Origin of the sequence: Legionella micdadei, assembly GCF_000953635.1 — a bacterium.
GTDB lineage: Bacteria > Pseudomonadota > Gammaproteobacteria > Legionellales > Legionellaceae > Tatlockia > Tatlockia micdadei.
On record NZ_LN614830.1, the window covers coordinates 343,828 to 368,868 of the forward strand.

The window sequence follows — 25,041 nt, forward strand, 5'->3', positions numbered from 1 at the left end:
CCGATTTTATAAACTGGTTATGATTTAAAAATTTGAGAGTTAGATCATGAGAAAAATTCAAATTGAGAGGACGCTATTTGAATTATTTGGTCATAAATTTTTTGTCTTCGAGAATTTTGAAGATGCTGATTTAAACATCGATGATAAAACTATTTATAAGTTTGAAAATCCGGATACTTTAGTGGATCTCTTTGTAACTAATCAATTTTATGCAATTTGGAGTGATGAGAGGCGGCATGATTCAAATGTAATTTGTTCATGCTACGGAAATCTTAACCTAATTGTTAATTTCTTAAAAAAGATCGGTATACCTAATAACGGCTACTCCACATTTAATTGCTATCTGGAAGGAGAGGATCGAGTCCTATACTTGAACCAAGAGTCGATGCAGGTTTTTATTGATCATTTAAGGAAGGCACATAAAAAAATACTCTTGGGTGCAAATGTGTACCAATTGAAAAAAAACGAAATTTTTCGTTTGTAAAATTAAATTATTTCTATTTGTATTCCAACTAAGAAAAGATGTATTTACCATATACTTTTTAAAATAAAAGGTCGTTATTTTGGGAATGATTTTACAGAAGGAAAATGAGCCGTTATAAACCGCATATCATTAATAGATCTTCAGGCTTTTGAGCAAGAAAGGTGGGTTGATATTGGGAAAGAATTTTTTCTGAGTTATAGCCCCATGTAACAGCGACTGACTGTATGTTGTTTTTCATAGCAGCTTCAATATCTCGAGTTTCATCGCAAATGTAAAATACTTCTTTTTTGTCAATATCGTATTTTTTTAATGTTCTTTTTAGCAAATATCTTTTAGAAACAAAATTTGATTCATTATGAATAAATTTGAATAAATGGCGCATGTCGTGGCTCTCAAGCCACGTAATGACATTTTCAATAGAATTGGATGTTAAAATCCCAAGACAAAATTCAGCATAATGAAGCTTTTCAAGAGTGGGATGAATATCAGCAACCGGATTTATTGTAGGCATTTCATTATGCAAAAGTTTTCTTATTTGTCGAATCAGTATTGGCGTTTTATAAAAAGGAATCCTTAAAAAATTAAGAAGTTCTTTGGTGGACATCTCGCGGATATATTCTACTTCATGCTCTTCAATTTTTTTAAAATGAAACACTTCAGCTAATTGATTTATTTTGTCAACTACACAATAAAAACTATCAACTAAAGTGCCATCAAAATCGAATAGTAAATGCATTGCTAAAATTTCCTTTTATTAGCCTGAAGTTCCTTAACTATCCCATGGCTCACTGCTCCTCATGAACAGACTGAGACTAGTATGGGTGAGAATCATTTAGCTTAATGGCTAACTGATATCTCCAGGATCTACTCTTCTTCCTTTGAAGTATAGTTACAACTCTCATTTGGGCAAATAATTTGTCGGCCAGATCGCTTAGTTTCTTTTACAGTTAATATAGGCCAAGCACATTGAGGGCAAGGCTTATCAATGGGTTCATTCCATAAAGCATAGTCGCATTTGGGATAATTGCCACAAGAATAGAATATTTTCCCTTTACGGGATTTACGCTTGAGGATTTTAGCACTATGGCATTTGGGACATTCTACGCCTGTGTCAGTTGGTTTTTCAATCGGCTCGATGTGCTTGCATTGTGGGTAATTACTACAACCGATAAAACGCCCGTAACGTCCGGTCTTAATATGCAATGAACCTCCGCAATCTGGGCAAGTACGCCCCTCAACAATTTCGGGTTCAGCTTTTTCACCCTCGTTGCTATTGAGATCTTGGGTGTAATCACATTCTGGATAACCTGTGCAGCCAATAAAACGACCTCGCTTTCCTAAGCGGATTGCTAGAGGTTTTCCGCATTTGGGACATTGTTCATCTAGCGTTTCAGTGGTGACATCTTTACGTTGAACCTGTTCATCAGTGACATGAATTTGTTTGATAAAAGGTTGCCAAAACTCGTCTAATACGGGAACCCATTCCCTTTCCCCTCGCGAGATAGCATCCAAAGTATCTTCAAGTTCAGCGGTGAATTTATAATCAACATAGCGCGTGAAATGACCGGTGAGAAAACGATTAACGATTCGTCCCACATCGGTTGGAATGAAGCGTTTTTTATCCACAATGACGTATTCACGTTGTTGTAAAGTATGAATGATCGTGGCATAGGTGGAAGGCCGCCCAATATCGTACTCTTCCAAAGCCTTAACGAGCGATGCTTCGGAATAACGTGGTGGCGGTTCTGTAAAATGTTGGCTTGCAAGAATGTCTTGCAATCTCACTTTTTCGCCTATTTTAAATGCGGGTAATAAACTTGAGCCTTCTTCATCTTGAGAATCATCGCGACCTTCTTCGTAGACAGTGAGGAAGCCCGGGAAGGTAATGGTTGAGCCATTTGCACGAAATAAATTCCCTTCGCCGCAAGCTAAATCAATAGCAACCGTATCCACCTCAGCATCAGCCATTTGGCAGGAAATAGTACGTTTCCAAATGAGGTTATAAAGTTTGAATTGATCAGTGGTAAGTGCTTGTTGCACTATTTCAGGCGTACGTTTGATTGAAGTGGGGCGAATTGCCTCATGGGCTTCTTGTGCATTCTTTGATTTAGTTTTAAAAATGCGAGGGGCTTTTGGGCAATTGTCTTCCCCATAGCGCTGATGAATATAAGAACGAATTTCCTCAATTGCTTCATTTGCTAAATTAACTGAATCGGTACGCATATAGGTGATTAAACCCACTGCACCAGATCCAATGTCGATCCCTTCATATAATTGCTGGGCGACCATCATGGTTTTACGAGCAGTGAAGCCCAATTTGCGTGCTGCTTCTTGTTGTAAAGTAGAGGTGATAAAAGGAGCCGCGGGCTTACGCTTGCGCTGTTTCTTTTCAATATTTTTGACTAGTAAGATGCCTTGAGCTTGCTTGATCAAATTATCCCTGATGTGGTGGGCATGCTCTGACTTAGTGACAGAAAATTGCTGCAATTTTTCTTGATCAAAATAAGTCAACCTGGCTTCAAAGGGAGTATTGTTATGCTCACATTGAGCAACGATTCGCCAGTACTCTTGAGCAACAAAACGCTCAATTTCTTCCTCGCGTTCGACAATAAGTCGTAATGCAGGGCTTTGCACTCGGCCAGCTGAGAGTCCTCTGCGAATTTTTTTCCATAAAAGAGGTGAAAGATTAAAACCGACAAGGTAATCCAAAGCACGTCTTGCTTGCTGTGCGTTGACTAGATCCATCGAGATAGAACGAGGGTTGTTCAGGGCTTCCTTAATTGCCGATTTGGTGATTTCATTAAAAAAAATACGGTGTACTGTCTTGTCTTTGAGCAAATTGCGCTCTTTCATGAGCTCATACACATGCCAAGAAATGGCCTCACCTTCGCGGTCAGGGTCGGTGGCTAATAAAAGCGAATCAGATTTTTTTAAAGCCTTAGCAATGGATTCAATATGACGAACATTCTTCTCTATGGGAGTATAAGTCATTGCAAATTGCTTATCAGGGTTAACCGAACCCTTGCGCGGAGGAAGATCGCGTACATGGCCGTAAGAGGCGAGAACATCGTAATCTTCCCCTAAGTACTTTTGTATCGTTTTAGCTTTCGCGGGTGATTCCACGACAACCAAATGTTTGCTCATAAGAAATTAACCTTTTCTCTTTGTGACCATTAATGCAATGGCAATTTATCTTCTTTTTGATATAGCACAAGATCAAGAAAAGCTAACTGAGCTGCATCGAGACTTTCTGCAAGCGTATTACGAATAGTCCACTTGGTTTCTTGCAAAGTAACATATCGCGATTCTGAGAATAACAGCTGATTTATAATAAGCTCTAAGGTTTCTGGAGCGATAATATCCCAGAGCATTAGCCGGATTAAAAATTGATAACTTGCTTTAGTGAATTTCTGTTTTTCATCATCGGTAAAAACACGCATCGCGGTTTGTTGTGGGGATTTTATTATTACGGTACGTTTTTCTAATGTTGAGGCATCGAAAAGCTCAGGCTCCTCTTCGCCATTGTTAGCGTTGTTGCTTTCTTTTAATTGAGATAAACTTCTTTCAAAAAAACTCATTAACATCTCAAACAAGCTATCTTTCATATGAACACCTCATATAACCCCCGGGTACGGCTTTAATGATACCCTGTATTTCCAGTGTGGCTAGACCACAAGCTACCTCTTCAACACTTAAACTGCTTCGCCTAACAATTTGATCAACAGTCGTAATTTCAAAGCCAATGCACTTTACTAGGTTTTTGTTATCTCTGGCAAGGGATTGCGTCGTATTACTTTGCTTTATAACTAGGTTATCCAGTCCTAGCTCTTCAATTACTTCTTGACTTGATGTAACTAATTTTGCTCCTTGTTGCAGTAGATGATGACAGCCGCGCGCTTGCGGGTTGTAAATAGAGCCTGGTATGGCTAATACGTCGCGATTTTGTTCCAAAGCGAGGCGCGCTGTAATCAATGAGCCGCTCCGAATGGTTGCTTCAACCACTAACGTAGCTAATGCCAAACCGCTTATTATACGATTTCTACGAGGGAAATGTCCAGCTTTGGGACCTACCTTTAAGGGAAATTCACTCACCAATAAACCTTTCTCGCAAATTTTTTGTGCGAGTTGGCCATGTTGTCGTGGGTAAACGCAGTCGATTCCTGTTCCTAAAATGGCGATGGTTAGACCATTAGCCTCTATGCATCCTTGATGAGCTTGGGCATCGATGCCTAAAGCGAGGCCGCTGATAACCGTTAGTTGGCTTAAAGCTAATTCAAAAGAAAAACGCTTAGCGGTTTCTGCACCAGTTATTGATGGTTTACGACTACCGACAATCGCAATTGACGCTTGATGGAGGCTTGAAGCGTTGCCTTGTAAATACAAAACAGGTGGCGGATCATGAATTTCTTTAAGTAACAACGGGTAATTAGGATCATCCCAAGTCAATAAATGGTGATTGGTTTCTTCTTCCCAACGTAAATCTACATCGACTTCGCTAAAATCAAACTGGCAAATTGACTCGGCAAGTTGTGGTGTGAGTCCGGCTGTTTGCAATTGCTCGGAGGTTAATCGAAACATTTCTTCGAGCTTAGGCCAATAGGTTAGCAGCTTTAGAATTGTCCTTGGGCCGATTTGTTGGATTCTGTTAAGGGCGAGCAAATAATATTTGTTATCCATAAATCAATATCCGTTTTTGCAAGAGTGTCCGTCTTGCAGCTTTGCGAGGTATTAGCGATAATATCACGCATTATTCGCAATGAAATAGACATTTATGGCAATTCGTAAAATTCTTTATTTGCCGGATGAGCGATTAAGGCAAATTGCAAAACCGGTCGAACATTTTGATGATGCTTTGCAAACATTAATTGACGACATGTTTGAAACGATGTACCACGCAAGGGGGGTAGGACTTGCTGCACCCCAAATCGGAGTGAGTCTACGCTTATCAGTGATTGATATTGCTGGCGATAAAAAAGAGCAATTAGTTTTAATTAATCCAGAAATCATTGCCAAGGAAGGTGAAGTTGAATACGAGGAAGGTTGTTTATCTGTACCCGGTGCTTATGACAAAGTGGTTCGTGCAGAAAAAGTAACCATTCGTGCGCTCGATCGCTTTGGCAAGGAATATGAAATGAGTGGTGAGGGTGTTTTAGGAGAATGTTTCCAGCATGAAATTGACCACCTGAATGGCAAGTTATTTGTTGATTTGCTTTCGCCACTAAAGCGAGCAATGGCGCGTAGGAAGCTTGACAAATTCAAACGTTTGCATGCACGTAAGCCATGAATAAATTAGGGATTGTTTTTGCTGGCACACCGGAGTTCACACTCCCGTGCCTTGGTGCTTTAGCCGCATCACATCATCAATTATTAGCTGTATATACACAGCCTGATAGGCCAGCAGGGCGGGGAATGACGCTGCAACCTTCGGCAGCTAAAAATTGGGCTTTAGCGCATCAAATCCCTGTTTATCAACCGCTAAATTTTAAAAATGAAGAGGCTTTCGATGAGTTAGCTGCACTTAAACCCGACCTCATGGTTGTCATTGCTTACGGGCTTATTTTACCGCAAAAAATTTTATCTTTGCCTCGCTTAGGTTGCATCAATGTCCATGCTTCTTTACTTCCGCGCTGGCGTGGGGCTTCACCTATTCAGCAAGCAATATTGCACGGTGACCAAGAGACAGGGGTAACCATTATGCAAATGGATGCAGGGATGGATACTGGGGATAAATTAGAGGAAGTAAGTTGTCCAATTTCTCCGGATGACACAGCGGGGACTCTCCATGATAAACTGGCGCATTTGGCTATCACCCCCTTATTAAGCACAATAGATGCGCTGGCGGCTGGGGTGGCAAAGCCAAAACCACAAGATAATACCCTGGCAACTTATGCTGCAAAAATCAAAAAAGAAGATGCAGCGATCGATTGGCAAAGGACTTCGGTGGAAATCGATCGACAAATTCGAGCTTTTAACCCTTGGCCTATTGCTCATACCAAGGTAAACGAAGAAGTGTTGCGTGTTCATCGGGCACATGCTGTTAATATCTCCCATAACGCGGTACCAGGAACTATTCTTGCTCTCGATAAAAAAGGGATGCTAGTGGCAACAGCCGAGCAAGCATTAATGATCGAGGTAATCCAATTTCCCGGTGGCAAGGCAATGACGGTAGGCGAGTGGTTGAATGCTGGTCGTTCCCAGCTTCATGTCAATTTGGTTTTACGATGAAAAAAAATGAGCGCTTACAGGCACTGCGCATCCTACTAAAACTGTTGCAAGAGAAAATTCCTTTATCACACCTGTTAAATGCCGGAAATGACCTGTCTCCCATGACAAAAGAAATTTGTTTTGGTGTTTGTCGACAGTATTATCGCTTACAAGCATTAGCAGACTGTCTGGTAAATAAACGCCCAAAGGTGCTGGAGATTTGGCTTGTCTTGCTCATGGGCTTATACCAATTGCATTATATGCAAAAGCCAGATTATGCTGTGGTGAAAGAAACAGTGGCTTTACTAGAGCAATTAAAAAAAAGCTGGGCCAAAGGTTTGGTCAATGCAGTCTTAAGAACTTTCTGTCGGGATCAGCAGACAATCTTGGCCCGTTTAAAAGCAAATAAGGATTTTGTTTATGGCCATCCTGATTGGTTTATGCAGCGATTGCAAGCTGATTGGCCACAGGATTGGCAAGATATATTAAAAGCAAACGATAGTCATCCGCCTATGGGTTTGCGTATAAATACCCGGCGTACCCAAAGAGATCAATACGCGGAACGCTTAGCACAATGCTCTATAAGGGCAAGGCTACAACCCTATTCTGCTGTGGGGTTAACTTTGGAAACACCTTGCGATGTTCAGGATTTACCGGGGTTTGCTGATGGTGATGTCTCAGTGCAAGATGAATCAGCACAAATCGCAGCATCCCTTTTGAATTTGCAACCGGGACTTCGCGTGCTTGACGCTTGTTGTGCCCCAGGAGGCAAGACTTGCCACATTTTAGAAACTGAACCAAGGTTGGCTGAGTGCGTTGCCCTTGATGTAGACGAAAAACGCTTACGGCGAGTTGCTGAAAATTTATCCCGTTTAGGTTTAAAAGCAAACATACTACAGGGTAATGCGCTGCAGCCAAACAATTGGTGGGATGGTAAGCAATTTGATCGCATCCTTCTTGATGCGCCTTGTTCGGCGACGGGAGTGATTAGGCGTCATCCTGATATAAAATTATTGCGCACCGAAGAAGAGATTAATAAGGTAGTTGATTTACAATACCGCTTATTGCAATCTCTATGGGCTTTATTGGCGCCAAAAGGTTTACTCGTGTATGCGACTTGTTCAGTGATGAAAGAAGAAAATGAGCAGCAGATAGCGCGTTTTGTTGCCAGTACATCGGATTGTCAATTCGTGGCAGAAAATATGCCCTGGGGGCGGTCGACAGGCCATGGTTGGCAAATTTTCCCTGCTGAAGCGAACGGAGATGGATTTTTTTATAGTGTATTACATAAATTATAGCCTTTCCGCACTTGCTAATAGCGATACTGCCTAAGAGGAACTGATGCAAATCAATTGGCCACTGATTACTGTATTATTTTTTCTTTCACTTCCAGGGACATTTATTGCCATTCCGCGCCTGATTTATTTGTTATTGCCTGATAACAGCGAAGAATTAAGGACACGGATCAGCCGCCTCGCTGTCGCCCAAACATTACTAATGGTTTTTTTAATGAGTTTTGCAGGTGCTGTCTTGTCATTGCGTACAGGGCTCAATGCGCCTGTACTAGATGCCTTATTGCTTGGGCAACCCGTCTTGGGTGTACTTCAAAACTTAATCCTCCCTGTTTTACTTTACACGTTAGGCGGGTTGCTCGTTTTCTTTGTCTTATATTACGCCGTGGTTGGAAGTATTCTTGATGAGGCAACATTAGAAATTATGAAAAAAATTCGTGCAGCATTGCGGCCTGACGGGTGTATTCTTTATGGGGGTGTTGTCGAGGAAGTGCTTGCGCGTTGGGGATTGATGAATGTGATTGCATTTTTTTCTATTCTATTTTCCGGCCGTAATACCCCTCTGATAATTTGGGGCTCCATTTTTCTGAGCGGACTCTTCTTTGCGTTTGGTCAACTGCCTGCATACTTAGCTGCAGGCTGTCAGCCAAGGCGCCGTTTTATCTATGCCGTGCTTTTATTAAACCTTGGGCAGGCTCTTCTTTTCGGTTGGTTGTTCTGGCAGTACGGACTATTGGCTGCCATTATTGCTCATATGTTATTTCATCTAGGCTGGTCGCTTTACGATAAAGTGTAAAAATTTTGTAAACGCTTAGGCACTTAATATTGAGTTAATTTTATTCAGATATCGTTTAACCTTAATAAAATTTTTAAACCGTAAAACGATGTCATCTATCCTTTCAATTAATGAATTAGGTCATTTAGCTAAAGCAGTAACTGCAAATCCTGACAATTATTATGCTAAAGCTGAGGCGCTAGCTTTGATGAAACAAGTTAAAGTATTGGCAGTTGACGGTAATAAAATGGCGCAATATCAACTGGCACAACTTTATCCTAAAAATTCTCATCTATATTTAACTTGGATGAAAGCCTCTGCGGATCAAGGCCTTACCAATGCTATGTTGGCTTTAAGCCAAGATTATGCGGAAAGTGGAAAAATATCAGGGATCCAGAAGGCAGCCCAATACCTGGTTAAAATTTTAGCGTCTGATGACAGTTATATAAAAACCGAAGCGAAAGCATTAATGGAAAACAATCGTTTGCTGGGTGCGGAAGTCCAGCGTCAGATGGCTAAAGGAATTGGTAAGTCTGCGTTCAGCCTTTTTGCTCGCGAAACCAGGCCTTTGGAAAGGGAGCAATACGAAGTGCAAAATTCGGTCGCACCTGCAGCATAATCGTTGATGCTGCTGGTTATTTTTATCCCGGGCAGCAAGTTTTATTTGCCTAGCAAGAAGTGGTTATGAAAAAATAAACCACTCTTTTGTATCCTCTGTTGTTATGAAAACACAATTTAAACTTATTCCAATCGAATGGTTACAGCGTGGACAATACCAGCCAAGAATGAATTTCGAAGAGAAAGCCCTTCAAGAATTGGCGCAATCCATTGCAACCCAAGGTTTAATCGAACCATTAGTCGTGAGAGAGCTGGCTAAAGAGCGTTACGAAATCATAGCGGGCGAGCGGCGATGGCGTGCAGCGATGATTGCGGGATTAGCAGAATTGCCTTGCTTAATTGGCGACTATAGCGATAGCCAAGCAGCAGCAGTCACTTTAATTGAAAATATCCAGCGGCAGGATTTGAATTTAATTGAGGAAGCCAATGGGTACCGACGCTTGCTCGATGAATTTCATTTCCAACAAGAGGAAGTAGCAAGTTTGGTGGGCAAGTCACGCAGCCACATTGCCAATATTTTGCGGTTACTCACGCTCTGTGAACCAGTGCAACACCGACTTAGAGCCGGTCAGCTTTCGCTTGGACATGCACGGATGCTCGTTGGATTGTCTTCGACCCAGCAAATTTCATTAGCTGAGCAAATTGATGTTCACGATTGGTCAGTAAGGCAACTCGAAAAAAAAGTGAGGGAACTTAAATCGAATGAGTGTACTCATGTTAATCCTAAGAAAGATCGAGATATCGAGCGTCTACAGACAAGACTTGCCGAGCAAATCGGCGCACCCGTACAGATCACGAATGACAATGGTGATGGGGGTTGGTTGCAAGTAAAATTTTTTGATAATGACACCCTAGCAGGGCTTTTGGAGCGAATGGGGTTGCGTTATGATTAAGCAACCAAGCTCGGTTCCCTATCCTTTCGCGCAAGTCATGAATTGATGCAGCAAAGATTGACCGAATTTCTTTATTAACACTTTTCAACCAAGGAATCTAAATTGATGAAAAGGATGTTGTCGGGACTGTTATGTGCTTTTTTATCGGCATCTCCTTATGCCAGTATTCAGAGTGGCGCAGATCGATTGATTAATCAAATTGACCCCACAATGAATATCGGCATCGAGGTGATTGATTTGACTACTGGGGCAACGCTTTATAGCCGTAACCAGTCGCGCACATTCATTCCCGCCTCTAACATGAAGCTCTTTTCGGATGCGGCAGCGTTAATGGTTTTAGGGCCTGATTACCGGTTTAGGAATCAGTTGAGTACCAATGCGACGCAACTACAACAGGGCATTTTAAAAGGTTCATTATACTTGCACTTGTCGGGGGATCCTTCTTTTAGCCATGACCGTCTCGCTTCGCTGATAGCTGGATTAAAAGCTTGGCACATTAATCGAATTCAAGGCAATGTTTATATCGACAGTAGTCATGCTGTAGCAAATCCTTATCCGCCAGGATGGATGGCGACAGATTTAGTCTACAGCTATGGGGCACCTGCAGCTCCCTTAATGATTGATACTAATCGCTTAATGGTCACTGTTAATCCTGCCGATAAACCAGGGGAACCAGCGATAATAGAAACCGATGACGCGAGTGGAAGTATTGCTATCAATAACCAAGTGAAGACCAAGGCAACTTCAGCACATTGCGGGGTCGATTTCTCAATGGATAAGGATAACCACCTAACTGTGCGCGGTTGTGTGGGGGTTGGTCAATGGGCAGTTATGCAGAAGATGGCAATCCGGAATCCTCTTACTTATGCCCAAGGGCTAATTAAACGGCAACTCAGTGAAGCAAACATTGCATTTGAGGGGGATGTTTTGCTCGGTAAAGCGCCATCTGGATCATTATTAATCGCAAGCGAGAACTCAAAACCTATCTCACAGTTGATGGCAGATACATTAAAACCATCTGATAATTTGTATGCGGATAGTCTGTTTTTGCATGCCGCAGAGAAATTAAATGGTTCCCCTGTTGATTGGAGTGAAGCGCAATTCATTGTAAAAAAATTCATTCAACAACAAACGGGCATTGAGCTCGGAAATGCGGTGTTAACGGATGGTTCGGGCTTATCTCGGCATGATTTACTAACACCAAACCAGACAGCGAGTTTACTTCGCTTTTTATATGAGCGATTCCCTCTCACCTATGAGTATATTGCCGCTTTGCCTGTTTCAGGACGAGATGGCACACTGCAACGGCGATTCAAAAAGCCTAATCAGCAAGATATGGTGCGTGCAAAAACAGGAACAATGACTGGTGTCGTTAGTCTTTCCGGCTATTTGTACACGGCCAATGCGCATACCCTGGCTTTTGCTATTTTTATTAACAATCGTCCAGGCACCAGTCCTTCCATTTCAGGGCGTTACCGCTCTTTAGTGGATTCGTTATGCACCTATTTTTTGCAGCAAAAACCAGGCAACAATATTTTATCTAGGGTGTTCTCATCAAATAATCGAATTAAGTATCAGCAAAACCCTACTCAAGCAGAACTACAACGCGGTAGGCAGGCGAGATGGCGACGCCTTGAAACTGTCGTGAAGCAGTCACTCAAAGGACAGTCTGTTGCAGTTATTTATCGCGGTAACGAGCTTGTACTTAAAGATAATCAAGCTGATGCAGCCCGGGTGTTGAATACATTACAGGCATTGCGGAAAAAATATTCTTTTGCTGTTGTTCTATTCTCTCAATCAATGCCCTCTGGAACAGGAGACAAACCATTGGTGTTATGGACCCAATCCGTTGACTCACTTGGACCCGCCCAACGGATTTGGATTATTCGCGAAGCAGTTGCTTGAGATAGTAAGCCAGTAGGCTTACTATCTCAAGATTATATTACAGTGCGATGTTTGCGAGATTTCCTTAATTGATTCTTTTGCTGGGATGTTTGTCAAAATTTCCCTTATTTTTGCGGCATCATAACGGCGCTGGGGATTATCTTTTGAAAAAATGCCATGACCAAAAAAGGTAGTATGGTAATAAGAGTTATCGGGATTGGCATAATCAAAAACAATCTCTTGTTGACCATATGCAGTTTGAAATTGAGCTGCGATATAAGCCTCCAAGATAGCAACTTGATTTTCATCCAAATCATTCCGATCAAATCGTCCTGAGGCTAAATAAACTTGCAAATACCCTTTACGCTGACAAAGATAGCCCGCATAAAAAGCTGATCCATCATAATTACCTTCAGGAATAGTGAGTGAAGGATGGCCGTAGCGGTCGTCCCAATTAATAAATTTAAAACTTGCTTCACTGAACGTGTCTGCGATTCCACGATAATTATATTCTTTTTCATACGCATTTTTGACACCTGTAGCTAAAAGAAAGTCTGACCTTAAAACCCAGATTCGTTTTTCAAGGTGCTGTAATGGGTACGAGACTTGCTCAATATTCTCGAAAGCTGGGTTGATATTATCTTCTCCTGGATAAGAATACTTAGGCTTAACAGGGGCTATGTTTAAACGGATATACTTTCGTGCCTTGGCATAATTTAACGCTGCCTCAGCACAAGCCGCAGCTTTGGCAAGGGATTCTTGAGAATACCGCCTGTATTGCTTAACGACAGGGAAAGGAGTATCGGTAAAAAACAACGCAGAATCTTCATCGTCTTGTTTGCCAGGCTGCGTATCATAAAAAACGACGTCTTGTTCCCCATAGGACTTACTGAAGTTTAAAACGAGGTAAGATTCAATAATGTGAGTTTGCTCTTCTGACAAAGGAAAGATACCTTCTTCAACCCTATCAGACCGGTTAAACCGGCCTGAGGACAGGAATACTTCCAGGTGATCTCGTCGTTGGCAAACAAAACCAGCGTAATAGACCTGGCCATTATATTTTCCATCGGGTTGAGTAAGTGACGGGTGTCCATAACGGTCGGTCCAATCGATATATTGATGGAGTGCAGGGTCAATGACATCCTCCAAACCATGGTAATGGTATTCCTGGTAAGCGTTTTTAACGCCGGTCGCAATAATAAAATCGCTGCGAAGTACAAAAATCCGTTTTTCGTTTAGTTGTAATCGAGACTTTACTTCAGCAAGGGATTGAAAGGCTGGGTTTATCCCTCTTTCATTTGGATATGAATATTTTGCGGATATCGGTTTGATGTTTTCTTGGATGTAGGATTTTAGTATAAAAGGAATATGCACAAGAGAAGCTTGTATGTCTTTTGCTGTACTAGCCATAAATACCTCGAACTTAAATTTAAATTCAGCAGGTTTGTTTTATGCTGAAATTAAGTAGTGATCGCGTTTTAAGTGGGTTCCTTTTTGGAAAAAGGAACTGAGGTATCCTGGGCACTGGTATTGAGAAGATCATTTGTTTAACGCTGATTCACAAATAAACCTGCCCAACCTGGACAACAGTGCCCAGGCGGCGCATCATTCGATTTCGTAAATCAGGTAGCTTCATTTTATGAACGAGGGAATACTTTAAATTAATATAAATTGTGTACAGTATGTATTTAAATTAATTCCAATGTCAAGCAGAAGTACGTCTACGTCATTAGGCAAGGCTTATGATAACAACACCTGCAAAAATAAAAATGCCTCCGATGATAACGGCAAGGTTTACATGCAATTCATGAAATAAAAACCAGGTAAAAAAGATAGTGAATAGGGGATAAATTAATTCAATAATCCCCGCTACAGTGGCATTCTTCATGTGAATAGAAGCCACAATGAAAAAACTGGCGAGCAGAACGACGATAATTTCGATGATCGTTAGCCAGCGAACATTAGGATCGATGAGTAATAGGTGAAAATCTTTCTTCATGGTTGTGAAATAGGAAACGATCGTAAAAAAAATGGCTCCGAAAAGCATTTCTAAAGCCAATAAACTAACGGGGGATATACTCTGTAGTATTTTTTCAGCCAGAGCATAATTAAATCCCCATAAAATAGCAGCAATAATGGCGTAAGTTAACCACATTTTGGCCTCCCAGAGTAAAGGTAGGCCACCTTTAACAAGTATTCAAGGATCTTAGTGACCAGTTATAACTTCAAAACGCTATTTTACAGGAAAATTAAAATAGGTCTTTGGATAGGGTTCATTATTAAGGGTGAAATGCCACCACTCTTGAGGATAGGATCTAAACCCATTTTCTGTCATCAGATTACGAAGCAATGCCCGGTTGGCTTTTTGTTTCTTATTTAAATCAGAATAAAAAATGGCAGCGCTTGGATCCATGCAATCAAACCGAGTGCCCGTGTCTATGGAATCATCATTGAGATAGTGGTTAGTTTTATCAAAGCAACGAGTAATGGCCGAATTAACAACAGGATATTTTGTCCCGATTTTGACTAAAGTCAAATCGATGGTGCTTCCTCGGGTATGGCCGGATCCTTTAGCGATATAGCCTTTGGTAAATAAATCCTTTTTGTCTTCGCGCGGATAAAAGGAAGTTTTCATGCGAGTATCGTCAGGATCGAGGCTCCACTGGTAAAAAGCTTCCACTGCAGTTTGAGGTCGATAACAGTCATAAACTTTAAGGGTATAGCCTAATTTATTCGCAGCTACTTGTACTTTGGCTAAATGTTCGGCTGCCTCACGAGTGAGAATACAGCGGCCAGATTGATATCCAGGGATCGGACGGCCAATAAAATTATAACTTGTAGCATAACGTATATCTTGGATAATGCTTGGCTCAATATCTCGTAAATAAACAAATCCTTTAGGGAGGCCCCAGACTGTTTGACTCAAGGCATAAAGAAAGAGAGTAAGCAGCATACGTTGCATGTTAGCCCCACAATACAGTTAATATTATCTTAACTTTCCCTTAATATAATTAAAATTACATTTTAAAAATAGAGTTTGCCATGCCCAGAGAACACAGCGAACTTTTTAAAGGCTTAACTCAACAAGTTGGACACGAATTTTGTCTTAACCCAGAGCTGGTTGAAGAGAGTCTACTTGAAGGCGAAATTAATTATGGGGCAATGAGTGATTTATTGCGCGAGGTAAATGATGCGCAATTTGGTATTGTCTCTACCCTTGATAATGGCACAAATACGTGGTTGAGGGATGCGACTCGTGCTACCCCTCTTGGCCAGCGGATGTCCCATGATGCACCTGTGATTGAGGCTAATAATGCTTTGTTACGTTGCCTGTCCCGGTTACGCCCCATCGACTTTGCGATTGATAAAAAACATGGCGCTCATGGGCGGGAGCTTCGTGACGAGATCAAAACTGAATTTGGCTCATTGTGCAGGGAAATTCTAGAAATTGCACAGGGAGAAGGTTCTAATTCCCAGAAGAATGCGCTCATTACCCAAAAAGAAAAAGCATTTAACACCTTTTTGGTGAAGCAACTTCATGAGGCTAACTTGACTAGGGGGTGTGAAAGTAAAAAGGACGCTGAAAAATTATTGGCTTATTACCGTGATCTATCTAGCGTACTTTCTCCTGCCCGCACGATGGTTACTTTGACCTATGATGAGTCTGCACATATTTTGCAACGGGAGACACAATATCCTGTTACCGAAAAAACACCAGTCCAGATAGAAGCCCTTCAACAACTTGAAACACTAATCCCGTATCCATTTGAGGATGAGAAAAACGCTCACACAATTCGTAATCTTGCAACACAAGAAGCAGATTATTTGTTTGCTGAGTTGATTGCTAAACCAGATACTGCTTTACCAGCCCAGGCACGTAAAACGCATCTGGTTGGTGCGAAAAATGCGTTTATTGTTAAAAATGAATTAATTCAAATCGTTGATGAGCTCCCTCCTGATGTTGATGGGTTAGAGGCTCAAGATGAAGATGTGCTTTGGTTAGCTCGAATGGGTTCACCGGCTTTTATTGGTGAAGGTGAAAAAAGTGAAGTAATTCAAATACATACACGCGAAAATTTGGAACAAGTGCGTGCTGCTGCCGCAGCAAGAATGGGTGGCGATGTTGACACATTGAATCTTCATGTTACCACATTGAATACTTACACGTTTAGTGAAAATCAATCCACTATAATTAAGCACGTGTCTCAAGCAACAAGAGGACGAGAAGAAAAATCGGACAAGATGTCTTACATGGCAACCAATCCTGAAGGGACTCTTCGAGCTTTGGATATTGCTGAAGGATTAAATTTTGGGGAAGAAGAGCCGCCACATGGAATTGCTCCTTTCCAAAAAGCGAAGCGCCTCAAAAGCGTAAGTAAGGTTATTTTAGCCGCAAGTAATACGGAAGACACCATTAGTGTTATTCATTGTGCAAGTGGCCAGGATAGAACGGGAACTGCAGTTGAAAAGTCGACTCAAGATTGGATGAAGAAGAGATACAAAAGCAAGGGATTAAGCACTAGAAATATCGAATCTGTACGCGCAGCAGGTGGAAATGCCGCCGAAATTGCCTCTCACCATGTGCATGGGTCTACTGGGATGAAAAGCGATTCCATTGCTAATGATCTACTCGGGGAGGCAACATTCTCTCCAGAGGCCCAGCGTGAGTTTTATCTCAAAAGTGCAAAAACCAATAAGCTAAACGAAGTTGACGAGGTTGATTTTCTAAAGAGACCATGTAGATTTGCCAAAGATGAATACGAGGATTATTTCCGTCAATTTGAAGAGAATTTGAGAAATTCCACAGAACCGTTGATGATTTGTAAAGGAAACGAAGTAATAAAGCAAGTTAAGAAGATCATTGCGGGAAGGAACCCAGAAAATTTGAACTCGCGCTCTCTTAGTGATTTGTCTCTGGTATTATTTGCAGCCAACAAAGCCATGAGAGAGTTAGACGATCCACAAAAAACTCAAGAAAATAGCAAACGGCTTGCAGCGCTAGCAAATAATGTATCGGGTAAAGCTTCACCAAAATGGCAAGCGCTAGGTGTTGCATTAATGATTTTTGCTTGTGCTTCTTTAGTTGTTGTTGGAATTTTAGCTGCTATTCCAAGTGGAGGAACAAGCTTATTGCTCTCTGCAGTTGGCGCCATCGGATTAACTGCTTCTGTTGGCGTAGGAGCTGGTGTTGGGGCAGTTGGTTTTGTTGGAACCGGTATGTTTTATCTTGGAAGAGAAAAAGGGCTGGCTAAATCGGTAAGTCAATTCAAGCAATCCCTTTTCTATGTTAAAGAAGAATCAAAGTCCGCGATCGAGAATCCAGAGGAAAAAGATAGGCAAAATACTGATCTCACAAGTTCTTTCAATTAACCGTAATTTCATTACGTATGAAGGTGTTACGTAGAATTGCTAAAGGAATAGGGCAGCACACTGAATCTGAAGAGATAGTGGATTAATAATATCTCTTTTTTATGAAAGAAGTATTTCTGGATTAGTAGGCCAAGCTCAAGCGGTTTACTTTTCTAGTTCCTAATAACTCACTTGCTTAGCTATGGTTCACAAGAGAGCATTGAAGATATGCCTTTTGAAAAGGAATAAAAGCGGGGGTACCTAGTAGGTAACGAAAAATTGATGGAGGCAGATCCTTTGCCCCAGTAATCGGAAGAAACAGTAGCAAAAAAATCAACATTAATGATTTAACTCTTTATTTCCTCAGGTTGTTGTTTTTTTCTATGCTTATTTTTCCATTCAGTATCAATTGCACCCTTTTCAAAGCCGGTTAATTGATGATTAAGGGCAACGCGGTCATCAAATACAAAACAGGTTCCCTCCCATAGCGAATCTTCTGCTGGCATGGATTCTAAGTAATTTAATATCCCGCCTTTTAATTGATAAACTTCCTCAAAGCCCAGTTTTTTTAGATAAGAAGTGGATTTTTCGCAGCGAATACCACCAGTACAAAACATAGCAATCTTTTTGTCCTTTTTCTCTAAAAGATGGGTTTCAACGTATTCTGGAAAGTCTCTAAAATTCTCTGTATTTGGGTTAATTGCGTTTTTAAAAGTACCCAGTTTTACTTCATAGTCATTTCGGGTATCGATAAGAACAACTTCCGGGTCTGAAATTAATTCGTTCCATTCCGCAGGATTTAAGTGAGTTCCGGAGAGCTCGAGTGGGTCAACGCCGTCTACACCCAACGTGACAATTTCCTTACGTAATTTGACCTTAGCTTTGGCGAACGGGTTAAACTCGTTATAGGTCGGTCTGAAGGCTAGATCCTCTAAACCTGAATAACTTTTTAGAAAGGCTATGAGTGGCTCAATTTCTTCTTTTTGGCCACAGAAAGTACCGTTGATTCCTTCGCTTGCTAAAATGATAGTTCCTTTAACTTGATTTTCCTTCATTACTTTTAGGATGGGTTCTCTCATTGACTCATAATTGTTAAGAGAAACAAATTTATAAAAAGTCATAACTACATACGATTTCATTTTTTTACCTAATTGATACAGTCTATTCTTACTAGGATCTATTCTGCCAGTTTTAAATGGGCTGTGTTGATTGTTAAAGCAATGCTTCCTATTTTACTACTATTCTAGTAGTGTGCAAAAGGGTATGAAGCAGAGTTCTCTTTGTAAAGAGAACTCTATTTTAATCTGATTAACCAAATGGACTAGTAATAATCGATAGTCGTGGTGGTGACATCAATCGGATCTGTATCAATTATGGTAACTGGATCATAATAGATCGGTCTTACAACCACTGCTTCGGGGGCTGGCACCACTCGAGTCGTGGTTATAGTGGGCGTATATGTCACAGAGCGATATTCTAAAACTCCAGGACTTGTGCAACACCCACAGGCTGCCAGAAGAACAATCATTGGGGCTAGCGCTATCCATTTCATGATTAACCTCAAAAGTGTTATTCTCAGGTCAAATTGTAGATTACTTGAACAATATTCTCCAGTTTAATCCCAACTAAATGAAACAGATAAGAAAAAAATAAAATTGCTCATGACACAATATCGATTTAAGTAAGATCAAAATATTGAGATGCGATTTAACTTAAAAGGGGTTAAATTGAATTTACATCGATAAATCATTCTGTTTCAGACGGCGGAGCGGCACTTAAGTAATAGAGGAAAACTAGAAGCTGGGCGACTGCCAGATAAAGCTTAGGGGGTATTTCTGAGCTTAAATTCACCTCAGCAAGCAGGGCTGTCAACTCCTCATTTTTTTGTAAAGGGACACCATGTTTTTTGGCGGCACTAATGATTTGTTCTGCAATAATACCTTCTCCTTTAGCGGTGACTTTGGGAGCCGATGTACCATCATAGTGCAGCGCAATTGCCTGTAATTTATCTTTGTTCATATGTGTATATCCAATAAACGTAAATCACGAATGTCTACCTCATGATCTTCTAAACCTAAATGCAGATTCCATAAGCGTAGGGTTAATCCCACAGAGCTTAAAAGATTATCGAAAGCTTGCTGATGAGAATTTAAAAGCGCTACGGTATTTTGTTGTTCTGCATTGATTTGAATATCAATAGCCATATCCTGCATTTTTACCCTTGCTTGTATATCGCCTAAGCCTGGTAAATTCACTGCAAAGCTAATCGACCAACTCGAGGCCAAAGAGGGTGTCTCTTGACGGTGCTCTTTAATTTGGATGGGAATGACATCAATTCCAGTGGGTGTCTTTAAGGGGAGATCGAGCATGAGGTTGAGGGCTTGATCGGTAGGTTGAAGCAAATTAGTCAATTGGGCGGTTTTGATTCTCGCTAAAACCTGATCGGTTTGCTCATACAGGAGCTCTAAGAGCGTACTTATCGGTTTTCCAGTAAAAGATGGGGCAAGCAATTGATGCATGGGCTGTGGAATAGCTCCAGGTAATGGTAAAGATTCGCGTTGAGGTAAATTAGGAGCTGAATTTATCCCAGGAGTGGTTGATTTCACTCCTTCATTCATCAAAGCATGCAGTAATCGTAAGCACTGCCTTTTAAAGTCGTTCTGTAAATCACCAGTGCCGTTTCGTCGCCAATTGAATAAATTTGCTTCCCAAAAAAGCCCACAGTTAGCAATCGCTTGACTAAGTTGCTGAGGCAATTGCGTGATCGAGCTAATACTTATGAGCAATTCATTAATCTGTTGCCTGATAGAGTCGGGCAAATGAATAGTATCGAGGGCAGCTAGAGTGGCAAATAAATGTGTTGCCGGCGCTTGTTTGGGTAGTGTTTTTGCTAAAGCAGCTTCCATAGGGGTTAAGGGTGGGGGCTCGCGCAAAACTTGCAAAACAATCGTCCCATCCTCTGTTTTTATGACCTTAAGCTGAAGTAAATCGCCAGGCTCTAAATGCTGCGAGGTTTGCGCATTGATATTTTCACCGTCAATGTTAATCAGGACTTGGTTTTCGGTAAGCGACTTAACCACCACGGCTTTTAGAATCTGGCCGACGTAGAGCTCGGTATCTGGTTTAGTCAGTTTGAGTTCTTGGGTTGGATTTAGTCGGATACTTGGCGTGTTCGAAAGATCAACAGGCATACATTATTCCCTTAATTTGCTTGTCATCCACAAATTCATTTCACTATACTGATGCCGATTATATCGGCTGATAGAGTAATTTACTTAACCTATCGCTATAAAAAAGGACTTAGAGCCTGTTTTTTAGAAGAAGGCTCTCCATAAACAGGGTGTACAACAATGTTAGATAGAGCTAGCGTCGTCGACGAACAATTTGTTAACCGTGTCACTCAAGCAAATTTCCCTCCTGCAATAAGTCCAACCCGCTTAGCACAGGCTGGTATGGACAAAAAAATTGCGATCGAACTCTTTGATTCACAAATTAAATCACGTCTACTTGACCTTATTGCTCGTCAGTTAAAAGAAAAAGGATTGTCCTATTACACAATTGGTAGCAGCGGTCATGAAGGCAATGCAGCATTTGGGAAAGTATTTCGCGTCAGTGATATGGCTTTTTTGCATTATCGGAGCGGCGCGTTTTACTTACAACGCGCCAAGCAACTGCCCAGTTGCGATGGTGTTCAGGATATTCTATTATCGCTTGTTGCTGCAGCAGCCGATCCTATTGCAGGTGGGCGCCACAAAGTCTTTGGTAGCGTAGCCCTAACTATTCCGCCACAAACTTCAACAATTGCCTCACATTTGCCCAAAGCCCTTGGCGCTGCAATTTCGATTACTCGTGCAAGGGAGCTAGCAATTTATTCAAAATTACCGGCTGATTCAATCATCCTTTGCTCATTTGGTGATGCTTCAACGAACCATGCCTCAGCACAAACGACTTTAAATGCTTGTTCTTGGATTGCTACTCAGCAATACCCCTTGCCGTTAATTTTTATTTGTGAAGATAACGGCATCGGTATCTCAGTACCAACACCCAGTAATTGGATCGAATCTTCGGTGAAACAAAGGCCAGGGTTGCACTACATTGCCTGCGATGGTTTAAATCTGGCTGATGTTTATTTAAAAGCTAAACAAGCGGAATCTATCGCAAGAGCTAAGAAGCAGCCTGTTTTCCTTCACATGAAATGCGTGCGATTGTTAGGTCATGCCGGTTCTGATATTGAGTTTCAATATAATTCACAATCCGAGATTGAGCAACGTGAAGCAAATGACCCCTTATTGCACACAGCAAGACTATTATGTCAAGAAGGATGGATGACAGCCAAAACAATACTAACGCTATATCAAGACAATAAAACGCTTATTGAAGCTAAAGCGGTGGAAGCGATCCGGTTGCCGAAAATGAACAGTGCTCAAGAGGTGATGTCTTCCCTGTTACCCAAGACACGCAATAAGCGGATATATCTACCGCCCGACAATGCCCGTCGGGCTGAAGTTTTTGGTAATGCATATAGCCAATTAAATTTAAAACGCAACCTTTGCCAACACATCAATTTTGCTCTTACTGATCTCATGATGCAGTACCCTAATATGCTGATTTTTGGTGAGGATGTTGGCAAAAAAGGCGGAGTTTACCGGGTAACTGCAGATTTGCAAGCTCGCTTTGGTCAGCGTAGAGTTTTTGATTCATTGCTCGATGAGACGACCATTTTGGGTACGGCAATCGGGCTTGCTCATAACGGGTTTATACCTGTACCTGAGATTCAATTTTTAGCGTATTTACATAATGCAGAAGATCAGTTGCGTGGCGAAGCGTCGACTTTGTCCTTCTTTTCTAATGGCCAGTATCAAAATCCGATGGTTATCCGTATTGCTTCTTTAGCGTATCAGAAAGGCTTTGGCGGCCATTTTCACAATGATAATTCAATTGCGGTATTGCGCGATTTGCCAGGAGTCGTTGTTGCTTGTCCCTCAAACGGCCCAGATGCAGCCAAGATGTTGCGCTCGTGCATGAGATTGGCGCATGAAGAAGGTCGTATCGTAGTATTTCTCGAACCCATCGCCTTATATATGACTAAAGATTTGCATGAGGCAGGGGACAATGGTTGGCTTTTTGATTACCCACCTGTCGATGAAATGATTGAACCCGGTGAGGTTGGTGTTTATGGCGAAGGTGAGACAGTGATACTTACCTATGCAAATGGTTATTATTTGTCTAGGCAAGCCGTAAAAATCCTTGAGCAAGAACATGGTATTGCGGTAAAACTTATTGATTTACGCTGGTTAAGCCCATTACCCACTGAAGCAATTTTAAAAGAAGTGAGTAAAGCAAAACGCGTTTTAATTGTTGACGAAGGACGCCAAAGCGGCTCGGTGAGTGAAGGGTTAATCACGATGTTAGTTGAACAGACAGTCCATCGCTTGAAAATAAAACGTATTACGGGTGAGGACTGTTTCATTCCATTAGGTACCGCCTGGCAATATCTGTTGCCCAGCCGTGATTCTATTGTGGAGGCCGTTTTGGCCTTAAATTCAGTTAAAAGGGAGAAAGATCGTGGACGACTTGTTATTTCTTGATGAACAATTACACGCTGATGAACGTATGATCCGCGATAGCGTTGCACGTTTTGTTAGCCAGGAAGTTATACCATTAATGGCTGAATCATTTGAACATGCCCAATTCCCAAAACAGCTAATAAAAAAATCAGCAGAGCTGGGTTTATTGGGTCTTACTTTGCCTGCGCAATACGGTGGGTCAGAGGCTTCCTATGTGGCTTATGGTTTGGTCTGTCAAGAATTAGAACGAGGGGATAGTGGCTTACGCAGCTTTGTCTCTGTACAAAGTTCACTGTGCATGTACCCTATTTTTCGTTATGGCACTGAGGAGCAGAAAATGCGGTTTTTACCTGCTATGGCTGCAGGTGAGATCATTGGTTGCTTTGGCCTTACCGAACCTGATTCGGGCTCTGATCCTGCCAGTATGCGGACCTATGCGAAAAAGGTGGACGGAGGCTGGCTTTTAAATGGCGCAAAAATGTGGATTACCAATGCACCAATCGCTGATATTGCGATAGTCTGGGCTAAAACTGATGAGGGAATTCGTGGTTTTATTGTCGAGAGAGATTTTAAAGGGTTTAGCAGTCCGGAAATCAAGCAAAAAATGTCATTACGTGCCTCGCTGACTGGCGAGCTCGTCTTTGAAGATGTTTTTGTGCCAGAGGCAAATTTATTACCTAAAACGGATAAAGGGTTAGGCGCTGCACTAAGTTGTTTGAGTCAAGCACGATATGGCATTGCGTGGGGAGCAATGGGGGCGGCCATGGCTTGCTTTGATATTGCTCGAGATTACTTGCTTGAGCGCAAACAATTCGGTAAGCCCCTGGCGTCATTTCAACTGGTACAAAAGGATTTAGCACAGATGTATACCGAAATTATCAAGGCTCAATGGATGAATTTACAAATAGGCAGGCTAAAAGATCAGAAAAGGGAAACGCCGACGATGATTTCCTTGGCCAAAGGAAATGCGTGTAGAGAAGCATTAAAAATTGCCCGGGCTTGTCGAAATTTACTCGGTGGAAATGGCATCAGCCTTGAATATCATGTCATTCGTCATATGCTTAATCTTGAGTCAGTATTTACTTATGAAGGTACGGATAATGTGCATACTCTAGTGTTAGGGCGCCATATTACCGGTATTAATGCATTTAACTGACTATAGTGTTTTAAGAAGCGGTTTAATTTTTAAGCCGCTTCTCTATTGCAACACATTAACGCATACCTAATACAATACTGCCGGTATGCCCTTGCTCCACAACTTCAGCTTTTGCTTCCCCAGTCTCTAATAGCCGGGTGATTTCCTCAATTTTTTCAGTTCTGGAATAACCCTGACTAAAGCAAAAAAAGAGGTAACTTAGGAGATGATATTCTGTCAAGCGGTTTCTTAATGATTCTCGATGTGCTTCCAAAGCCTGACGTTGACCGAGAGACAAATCATATTTTCTATATTGGTTATTCTCAGAAAAAAAGGTTTTAGTGTGGCTTGAAACTTGGCGATGTTGCGGAGAAGTCCTAACAGGGGCTGGTTCATCCAACAACTCAGGCTTTGCCGCTTTTAAAAGCTCAGATGGAACTGGGTCCAATTTCAGAAATTGAGTATTTCCTCCGATGGAAAGCTCTAACATGAGATAATCAGCTCTAGTGTTTATATCAGGCTCTCTAAGGATTACCCGGGAATTCTCTACGCCAATATTAAGGGTATATTCATAGACGCCTTGCCCTTTTCCCGATTTGATAATAGGGATCTCTATCCATGTTGCTCTTTCTGAATCAAATGTATATATCCTTTTCTTTGCGCCTTCATTTCCAATTTTGTAATAATGATTTAATTGTTTGCAATAATAATATCTCATGCGTTTTCCTACCTTTCATAGCCAAGCAAATTATACCATAAAGGGAAAAATTATGTAATTTTTTTGACCATAATTTACAAAGCCACCTTGTCTTTTATCAATAGACAAGTTATTATGCCCAT

General features: G+C 41.4%; 23 protein-coding genes. 11 read left to right on the plus strand and 12 right to left on the minus strand.

Annotated features, from left to right (window positions below; genetic code table 11):
• Positions 1-46 precede the first annotated feature (46 nt).
• Positions 47-484 (plus strand): hypothetical protein, encoded by a 438-nt coding sequence (locus tag LMI_RS01570; RefSeq protein ID WP_045098242.1) that lies wholly within the window; start codon positions 47-49, stop codon positions 482-484.
• 112 nt (positions 485-596) lie between these two features.
• Here LMI_RS01570 and LMI_RS01575 read toward each other — a convergent pair whose 3' ends face one another.
• The 4 genes from LMI_RS01575 to dprA all read right to left on the minus strand — a co-directional run bounded on the left by LMI_RS01575 (position 597) and on the right by dprA (position 5,161).
• Entirely contained in the window at positions 597-1,220 is a 624-nt protein-coding gene (locus LMI_RS01575; protein ID WP_045098243.1) for an HAD hydrolase-like protein, read from the minus strand.
• Between the two features lie 128 nt (positions 1,221-1,348).
• Positions 1,349-3,628, minus strand: a complete 2,280-nt coding sequence (gene topA / locus LMI_RS01580; protein WP_045098244.1) for a type I DNA topoisomerase — start codon at positions 3,626-3,628, stop codon at positions 1,349-1,351.
• A gap of 29 nt (positions 3,629-3,657) precedes the next feature.
• Positions 3,658-4,089, minus strand: a complete 432-nt coding sequence (locus LMI_RS01585) for a DUF494 family protein (protein WP_045098245.1) — start codon at positions 4,087-4,089, stop codon at positions 3,658-3,660.
• On the minus strand, positions 4,079-5,161 hold the full coding sequence (dprA, locus tag LMI_RS01590; protein WP_045098246.1) for a DNA-processing protein DprA: 1,083 nt from the start codon (positions 5,159-5,161) through the stop codon (positions 4,079-4,081). The genes LMI_RS01585 and dprA overlap by 11 nt, the downstream gene beginning before the upstream one ends.
• A 94-nt stretch (positions 5,162-5,255) precedes the next feature.
• Here dprA and def point away from each other — a divergent pair, with 94 nt between their 5' ends.
• The 7 genes from def to dacB all read left to right on the plus strand — a co-directional run bounded on the left by def (position 5,256) and on the right by dacB (position 12,171).
• Entirely contained in the window at positions 5,256-5,768 is a 513-nt protein-coding gene (gene def, locus LMI_RS01595) for a peptide deformylase (protein WP_045098247.1), read from the plus strand.
• Positions 5,765-6,709, plus strand: a complete 945-nt coding sequence (gene fmt, locus LMI_RS01600; RefSeq protein WP_045098248.1) for a methionyl-tRNA formyltransferase — start codon at positions 5,765-5,767, stop codon at positions 6,707-6,709. Before def ends, fmt begins: the two co-directional genes overlap by 4 nt.
• Entirely contained in the window at positions 6,706-7,986 is a 1,281-nt protein-coding gene (gene rsmB, locus LMI_RS01605) for a 16S rRNA (cytosine(967)-C(5))-methyltransferase RsmB (protein WP_045098249.1), read from the plus strand. The genes fmt and rsmB overlap by 4 nt, the downstream gene beginning before the upstream one ends.
• A gap of 43 nt (positions 7,987-8,029) precedes the next feature.
• Complete coding sequence (locus LMI_RS01610; RefSeq protein ID WP_045098250.1) at positions 8,030-8,776, plus strand: CPBP family glutamic-type intramembrane protease; 747 nt, start codon at positions 8,030-8,032, stop codon at positions 8,774-8,776.
• Between the two features lie 88 nt (positions 8,777-8,864).
• Positions 8,865-9,374, plus strand: coding sequence for a hypothetical protein (locus LMI_RS01615; RefSeq protein ID WP_045098251.1), 510 nt, complete (start codon positions 8,865-8,867; stop codon positions 9,372-9,374).
• Positions 9,375-9,477: 103 nt separating this feature from the next.
• A complete protein-coding gene (locus LMI_RS01620) occupies positions 9,478-10,266 on the plus strand; it encodes a ParB/RepB/Spo0J family partition protein (protein WP_045098252.1) in 789 nt (262 codons plus the stop codon).
• Between the two features lie 105 nt (positions 10,267-10,371).
• On the plus strand, positions 10,372-12,171 hold the full coding sequence (gene dacB / locus LMI_RS01625; RefSeq protein ID WP_045098253.1) for a D-alanyl-D-alanine carboxypeptidase/D-alanyl-D-alanine endopeptidase: 1,800 nt from the start codon (positions 10,372-10,374) through the stop codon (positions 12,169-12,171).
• Between the two features lie 21 nt (positions 12,172-12,192).
• Here the strand turns inward: dacB and LMI_RS01630 are convergent, their stop codons facing one another.
• The 3 genes from LMI_RS01630 to LMI_RS01640 form a co-directional block, all read right to left on the minus strand.
• Positions 12,193-13,560 carry a hypothetical protein gene (locus LMI_RS01630; RefSeq protein ID WP_045098254.1) on the minus strand — a complete coding sequence of 456 codons (1,368 nt, stop codon included), beginning with the start codon at positions 13,558-13,560 and terminating at the stop codon, positions 12,193-12,195.
• Between the two features lie 319 nt (positions 13,561-13,879).
• Positions 13,880-14,305: a DMT family transporter gene (locus LMI_RS01635; protein ID WP_045098255.1), complete on the minus strand. Its 426-nt coding sequence runs from the start codon at positions 14,303-14,305 to the stop codon at positions 13,880-13,882.
• Between the two features lie 78 nt (positions 14,306-14,383).
• On the minus strand, positions 14,384-15,112 hold the full coding sequence (locus LMI_RS01640; RefSeq protein WP_045098256.1) for a M15 family metallopeptidase: 729 nt from the start codon (positions 15,110-15,112) through the stop codon (positions 14,384-14,386).
• An 80-nt stretch (positions 15,113-15,192) separates the two neighbouring features.
• Between LMI_RS01640 and LMI_RS15490 the strand changes: the two genes are divergently transcribed.
• Positions 15,193-17,520, plus strand: a complete 2,328-nt coding sequence (locus LMI_RS15490) for a hypothetical protein (RefSeq protein WP_064103006.1) — start codon at positions 15,193-15,195, stop codon at positions 17,518-17,520.
• Positions 17,521-17,846: 326 nt separating this feature from the next.
• On the opposite strand, the gene trhO is transcribed toward LMI_RS15490, so the two are convergent.
• The 4 genes from trhO to fliK form a co-directional block, all read right to left on the minus strand.
• On the minus strand, positions 17,847-18,638 hold the full coding sequence (gene trhO / locus LMI_RS01655; protein WP_064103007.1) for an oxygen-dependent tRNA uridine(34) hydroxylase TrhO: 792 nt from the start codon (positions 18,636-18,638) through the stop codon (positions 17,847-17,849).
• 182 nt (positions 18,639-18,820) lie between these two features.
• Positions 18,821-19,051: a hypothetical protein gene (locus tag LMI_RS15025; RefSeq protein WP_058393254.1), complete on the minus strand. Its 231-nt coding sequence runs from the start codon at positions 19,049-19,051 to the stop codon at positions 18,821-18,823.
• Positions 19,052-19,245: 194 nt separating this feature from the next.
• Positions 19,246-19,518 carry an EscU/YscU/HrcU family type III secretion system export apparatus switch protein gene (locus tag LMI_RS01660; protein WP_045098257.1) on the minus strand — a complete coding sequence of 91 codons (273 nt, stop codon included), beginning with the start codon at positions 19,516-19,518 and terminating at the stop codon, positions 19,246-19,248.
• A complete protein-coding gene (gene fliK, locus LMI_RS01665; protein WP_045098258.1) occupies positions 19,515-20,690 on the minus strand; it encodes a flagellar hook-length control protein FliK in 1,176 nt (391 codons plus the stop codon). Before fliK ends, LMI_RS01660 begins: the two co-directional genes overlap by 4 nt.
• 159 nt (positions 20,691-20,849) lie before the next feature.
• Here fliK and LMI_RS01670 point away from each other — a divergent pair, with 159 nt between their 5' ends.
• The gene (locus LMI_RS01670) at positions 20,850-23,087 is read left to right on the plus strand and encodes a thiamine pyrophosphate-dependent enzyme (protein WP_045098259.1); all 2,238 of its coding nucleotides are present in this window, start codon (positions 20,850-20,852) and stop codon (positions 23,085-23,087) included.
• A complete protein-coding gene (locus LMI_RS01675; protein ID WP_045098260.1) occupies positions 23,065-24,222 on the plus strand; it encodes an acyl-CoA dehydrogenase family protein in 1,158 nt (385 codons plus the stop codon). The genes LMI_RS01670 and LMI_RS01675 overlap by 23 nt, the downstream gene beginning before the upstream one ends.
• Positions 24,223-24,277: 55 nt before the next feature.
• Here the strand turns inward: LMI_RS01675 and LMI_RS01680 are convergent, their stop codons facing one another.
• A complete protein-coding gene (locus LMI_RS01680) occupies positions 24,278-24,919 on the minus strand; it encodes a hypothetical protein (protein ID WP_045098261.1) in 642 nt (213 codons plus the stop codon).
• Between the last annotated feature and the right edge of the window lie 122 nt (positions 24,920-25,041).

Excerpts from the sequence above, each read along its gene's own strand:
- LMI_RS01570 (WP_045098242.1), top strand. The coding sequence starts at position 47 with ATGAGAAAAATTCAAATTGAGAGGACGCTATTTGAATTATTTGGTCAT.
- LMI_RS01575 (WP_045098243.1), bottom strand. The coding sequence starts at position 1,220 with ATGCATTTACTATTCGATTTTGATGGCACTTTAGTTGATAGTTTTTAT.
- topA (WP_045098244.1), bottom strand. The coding sequence starts at position 3,628 with ATGAGCAAACATTTGGTTGTCGTGGAATCACCCGCGAAAGCTAAAACG.
- LMI_RS01585 (WP_045098245.1), bottom strand. The coding sequence starts at position 4,089 with ATGAAAGATAGCTTGTTTGAGATGTTAATGAGTTTTTTTGAAAGAAGT.
- dprA (WP_045098246.1), bottom strand. The coding sequence starts at position 5,161 with ATGGATAACAAATATTATTTGCTCGCCCTTAACAGAATCCAACAAATC.
- def (WP_045098247.1), top strand. The coding sequence starts at position 5,256 with ATGGCAATTCGTAAAATTCTTTATTTGCCGGATGAGCGATTAAGGCAA.
- fmt (WP_045098248.1), top strand. The coding sequence starts at position 5,765 with ATGAATAAATTAGGGATTGTTTTTGCTGGCACACCGGAGTTCACACTC.
- rsmB (WP_045098249.1), top strand. The coding sequence starts at position 6,706 with ATGAAAAAAAATGAGCGCTTACAGGCACTGCGCATCCTACTAAAACTG.
- LMI_RS01610 (WP_045098250.1), top strand. The coding sequence starts at position 8,030 with ATGCAAATCAATTGGCCACTGATTACTGTATTATTTTTTCTTTCACTT.
- LMI_RS01615 (WP_045098251.1), top strand. The coding sequence starts at position 8,865 with ATGTCATCTATCCTTTCAATTAATGAATTAGGTCATTTAGCTAAAGCA.
- LMI_RS01620 (WP_045098252.1), top strand. The coding sequence starts at position 9,478 with ATGAAAACACAATTTAAACTTATTCCAATCGAATGGTTACAGCGTGGA.
- dacB (WP_045098253.1), top strand. The coding sequence starts at position 10,372 with ATGAAAAGGATGTTGTCGGGACTGTTATGTGCTTTTTTATCGGCATCT.
- LMI_RS01630 (WP_045098254.1), bottom strand. The coding sequence starts at position 13,560 with ATGGCTAGTACAGCAAAAGACATACAAGCTTCTCTTGTGCATATTCCT.
- LMI_RS01635 (WP_045098255.1), bottom strand. The coding sequence starts at position 14,305 with ATGTGGTTAACTTACGCCATTATTGCTGCTATTTTATGGGGATTTAAT.
- LMI_RS01640 (WP_045098256.1), bottom strand. The coding sequence starts at position 15,112 with ATGCAACGTATGCTGCTTACTCTCTTTCTTTATGCCTTGAGTCAAACA.
- LMI_RS15490 (WP_064103006.1), top strand. The coding sequence starts at position 15,193 with ATGCCCAGAGAACACAGCGAACTTTTTAAAGGCTTAACTCAACAAGTT.
- trhO (WP_064103007.1), bottom strand. The coding sequence starts at position 18,638 with ATGAAATCGTATGTAGTTATGACTTTTTATAAATTTGTTTCTCTTAAC.
- LMI_RS15025 (WP_058393254.1), bottom strand. The coding sequence starts at position 19,051 with ATGAAATGGATAGCGCTAGCCCCAATGATTGTTCTTCTGGCAGCCTGT.
- LMI_RS01660 (WP_045098257.1), bottom strand. The coding sequence starts at position 19,518 with ATGAACAAAGATAAATTACAGGCAATTGCGCTGCACTATGATGGTACA.
- fliK (WP_045098258.1), bottom strand. The coding sequence starts at position 20,690 with ATGCCTGTTGATCTTTCGAACACGCCAAGTATCCGACTAAATCCAACC.
- LMI_RS01670 (WP_045098259.1), top strand. The coding sequence starts at position 20,850 with ATGTTAGATAGAGCTAGCGTCGTCGACGAACAATTTGTTAACCGTGTC.
- LMI_RS01680 (WP_045098261.1), bottom strand. The coding sequence starts at position 24,919 with ATGAGATATTATTATTGCAAACAATTAAATCATTATTACAAAATTGGA.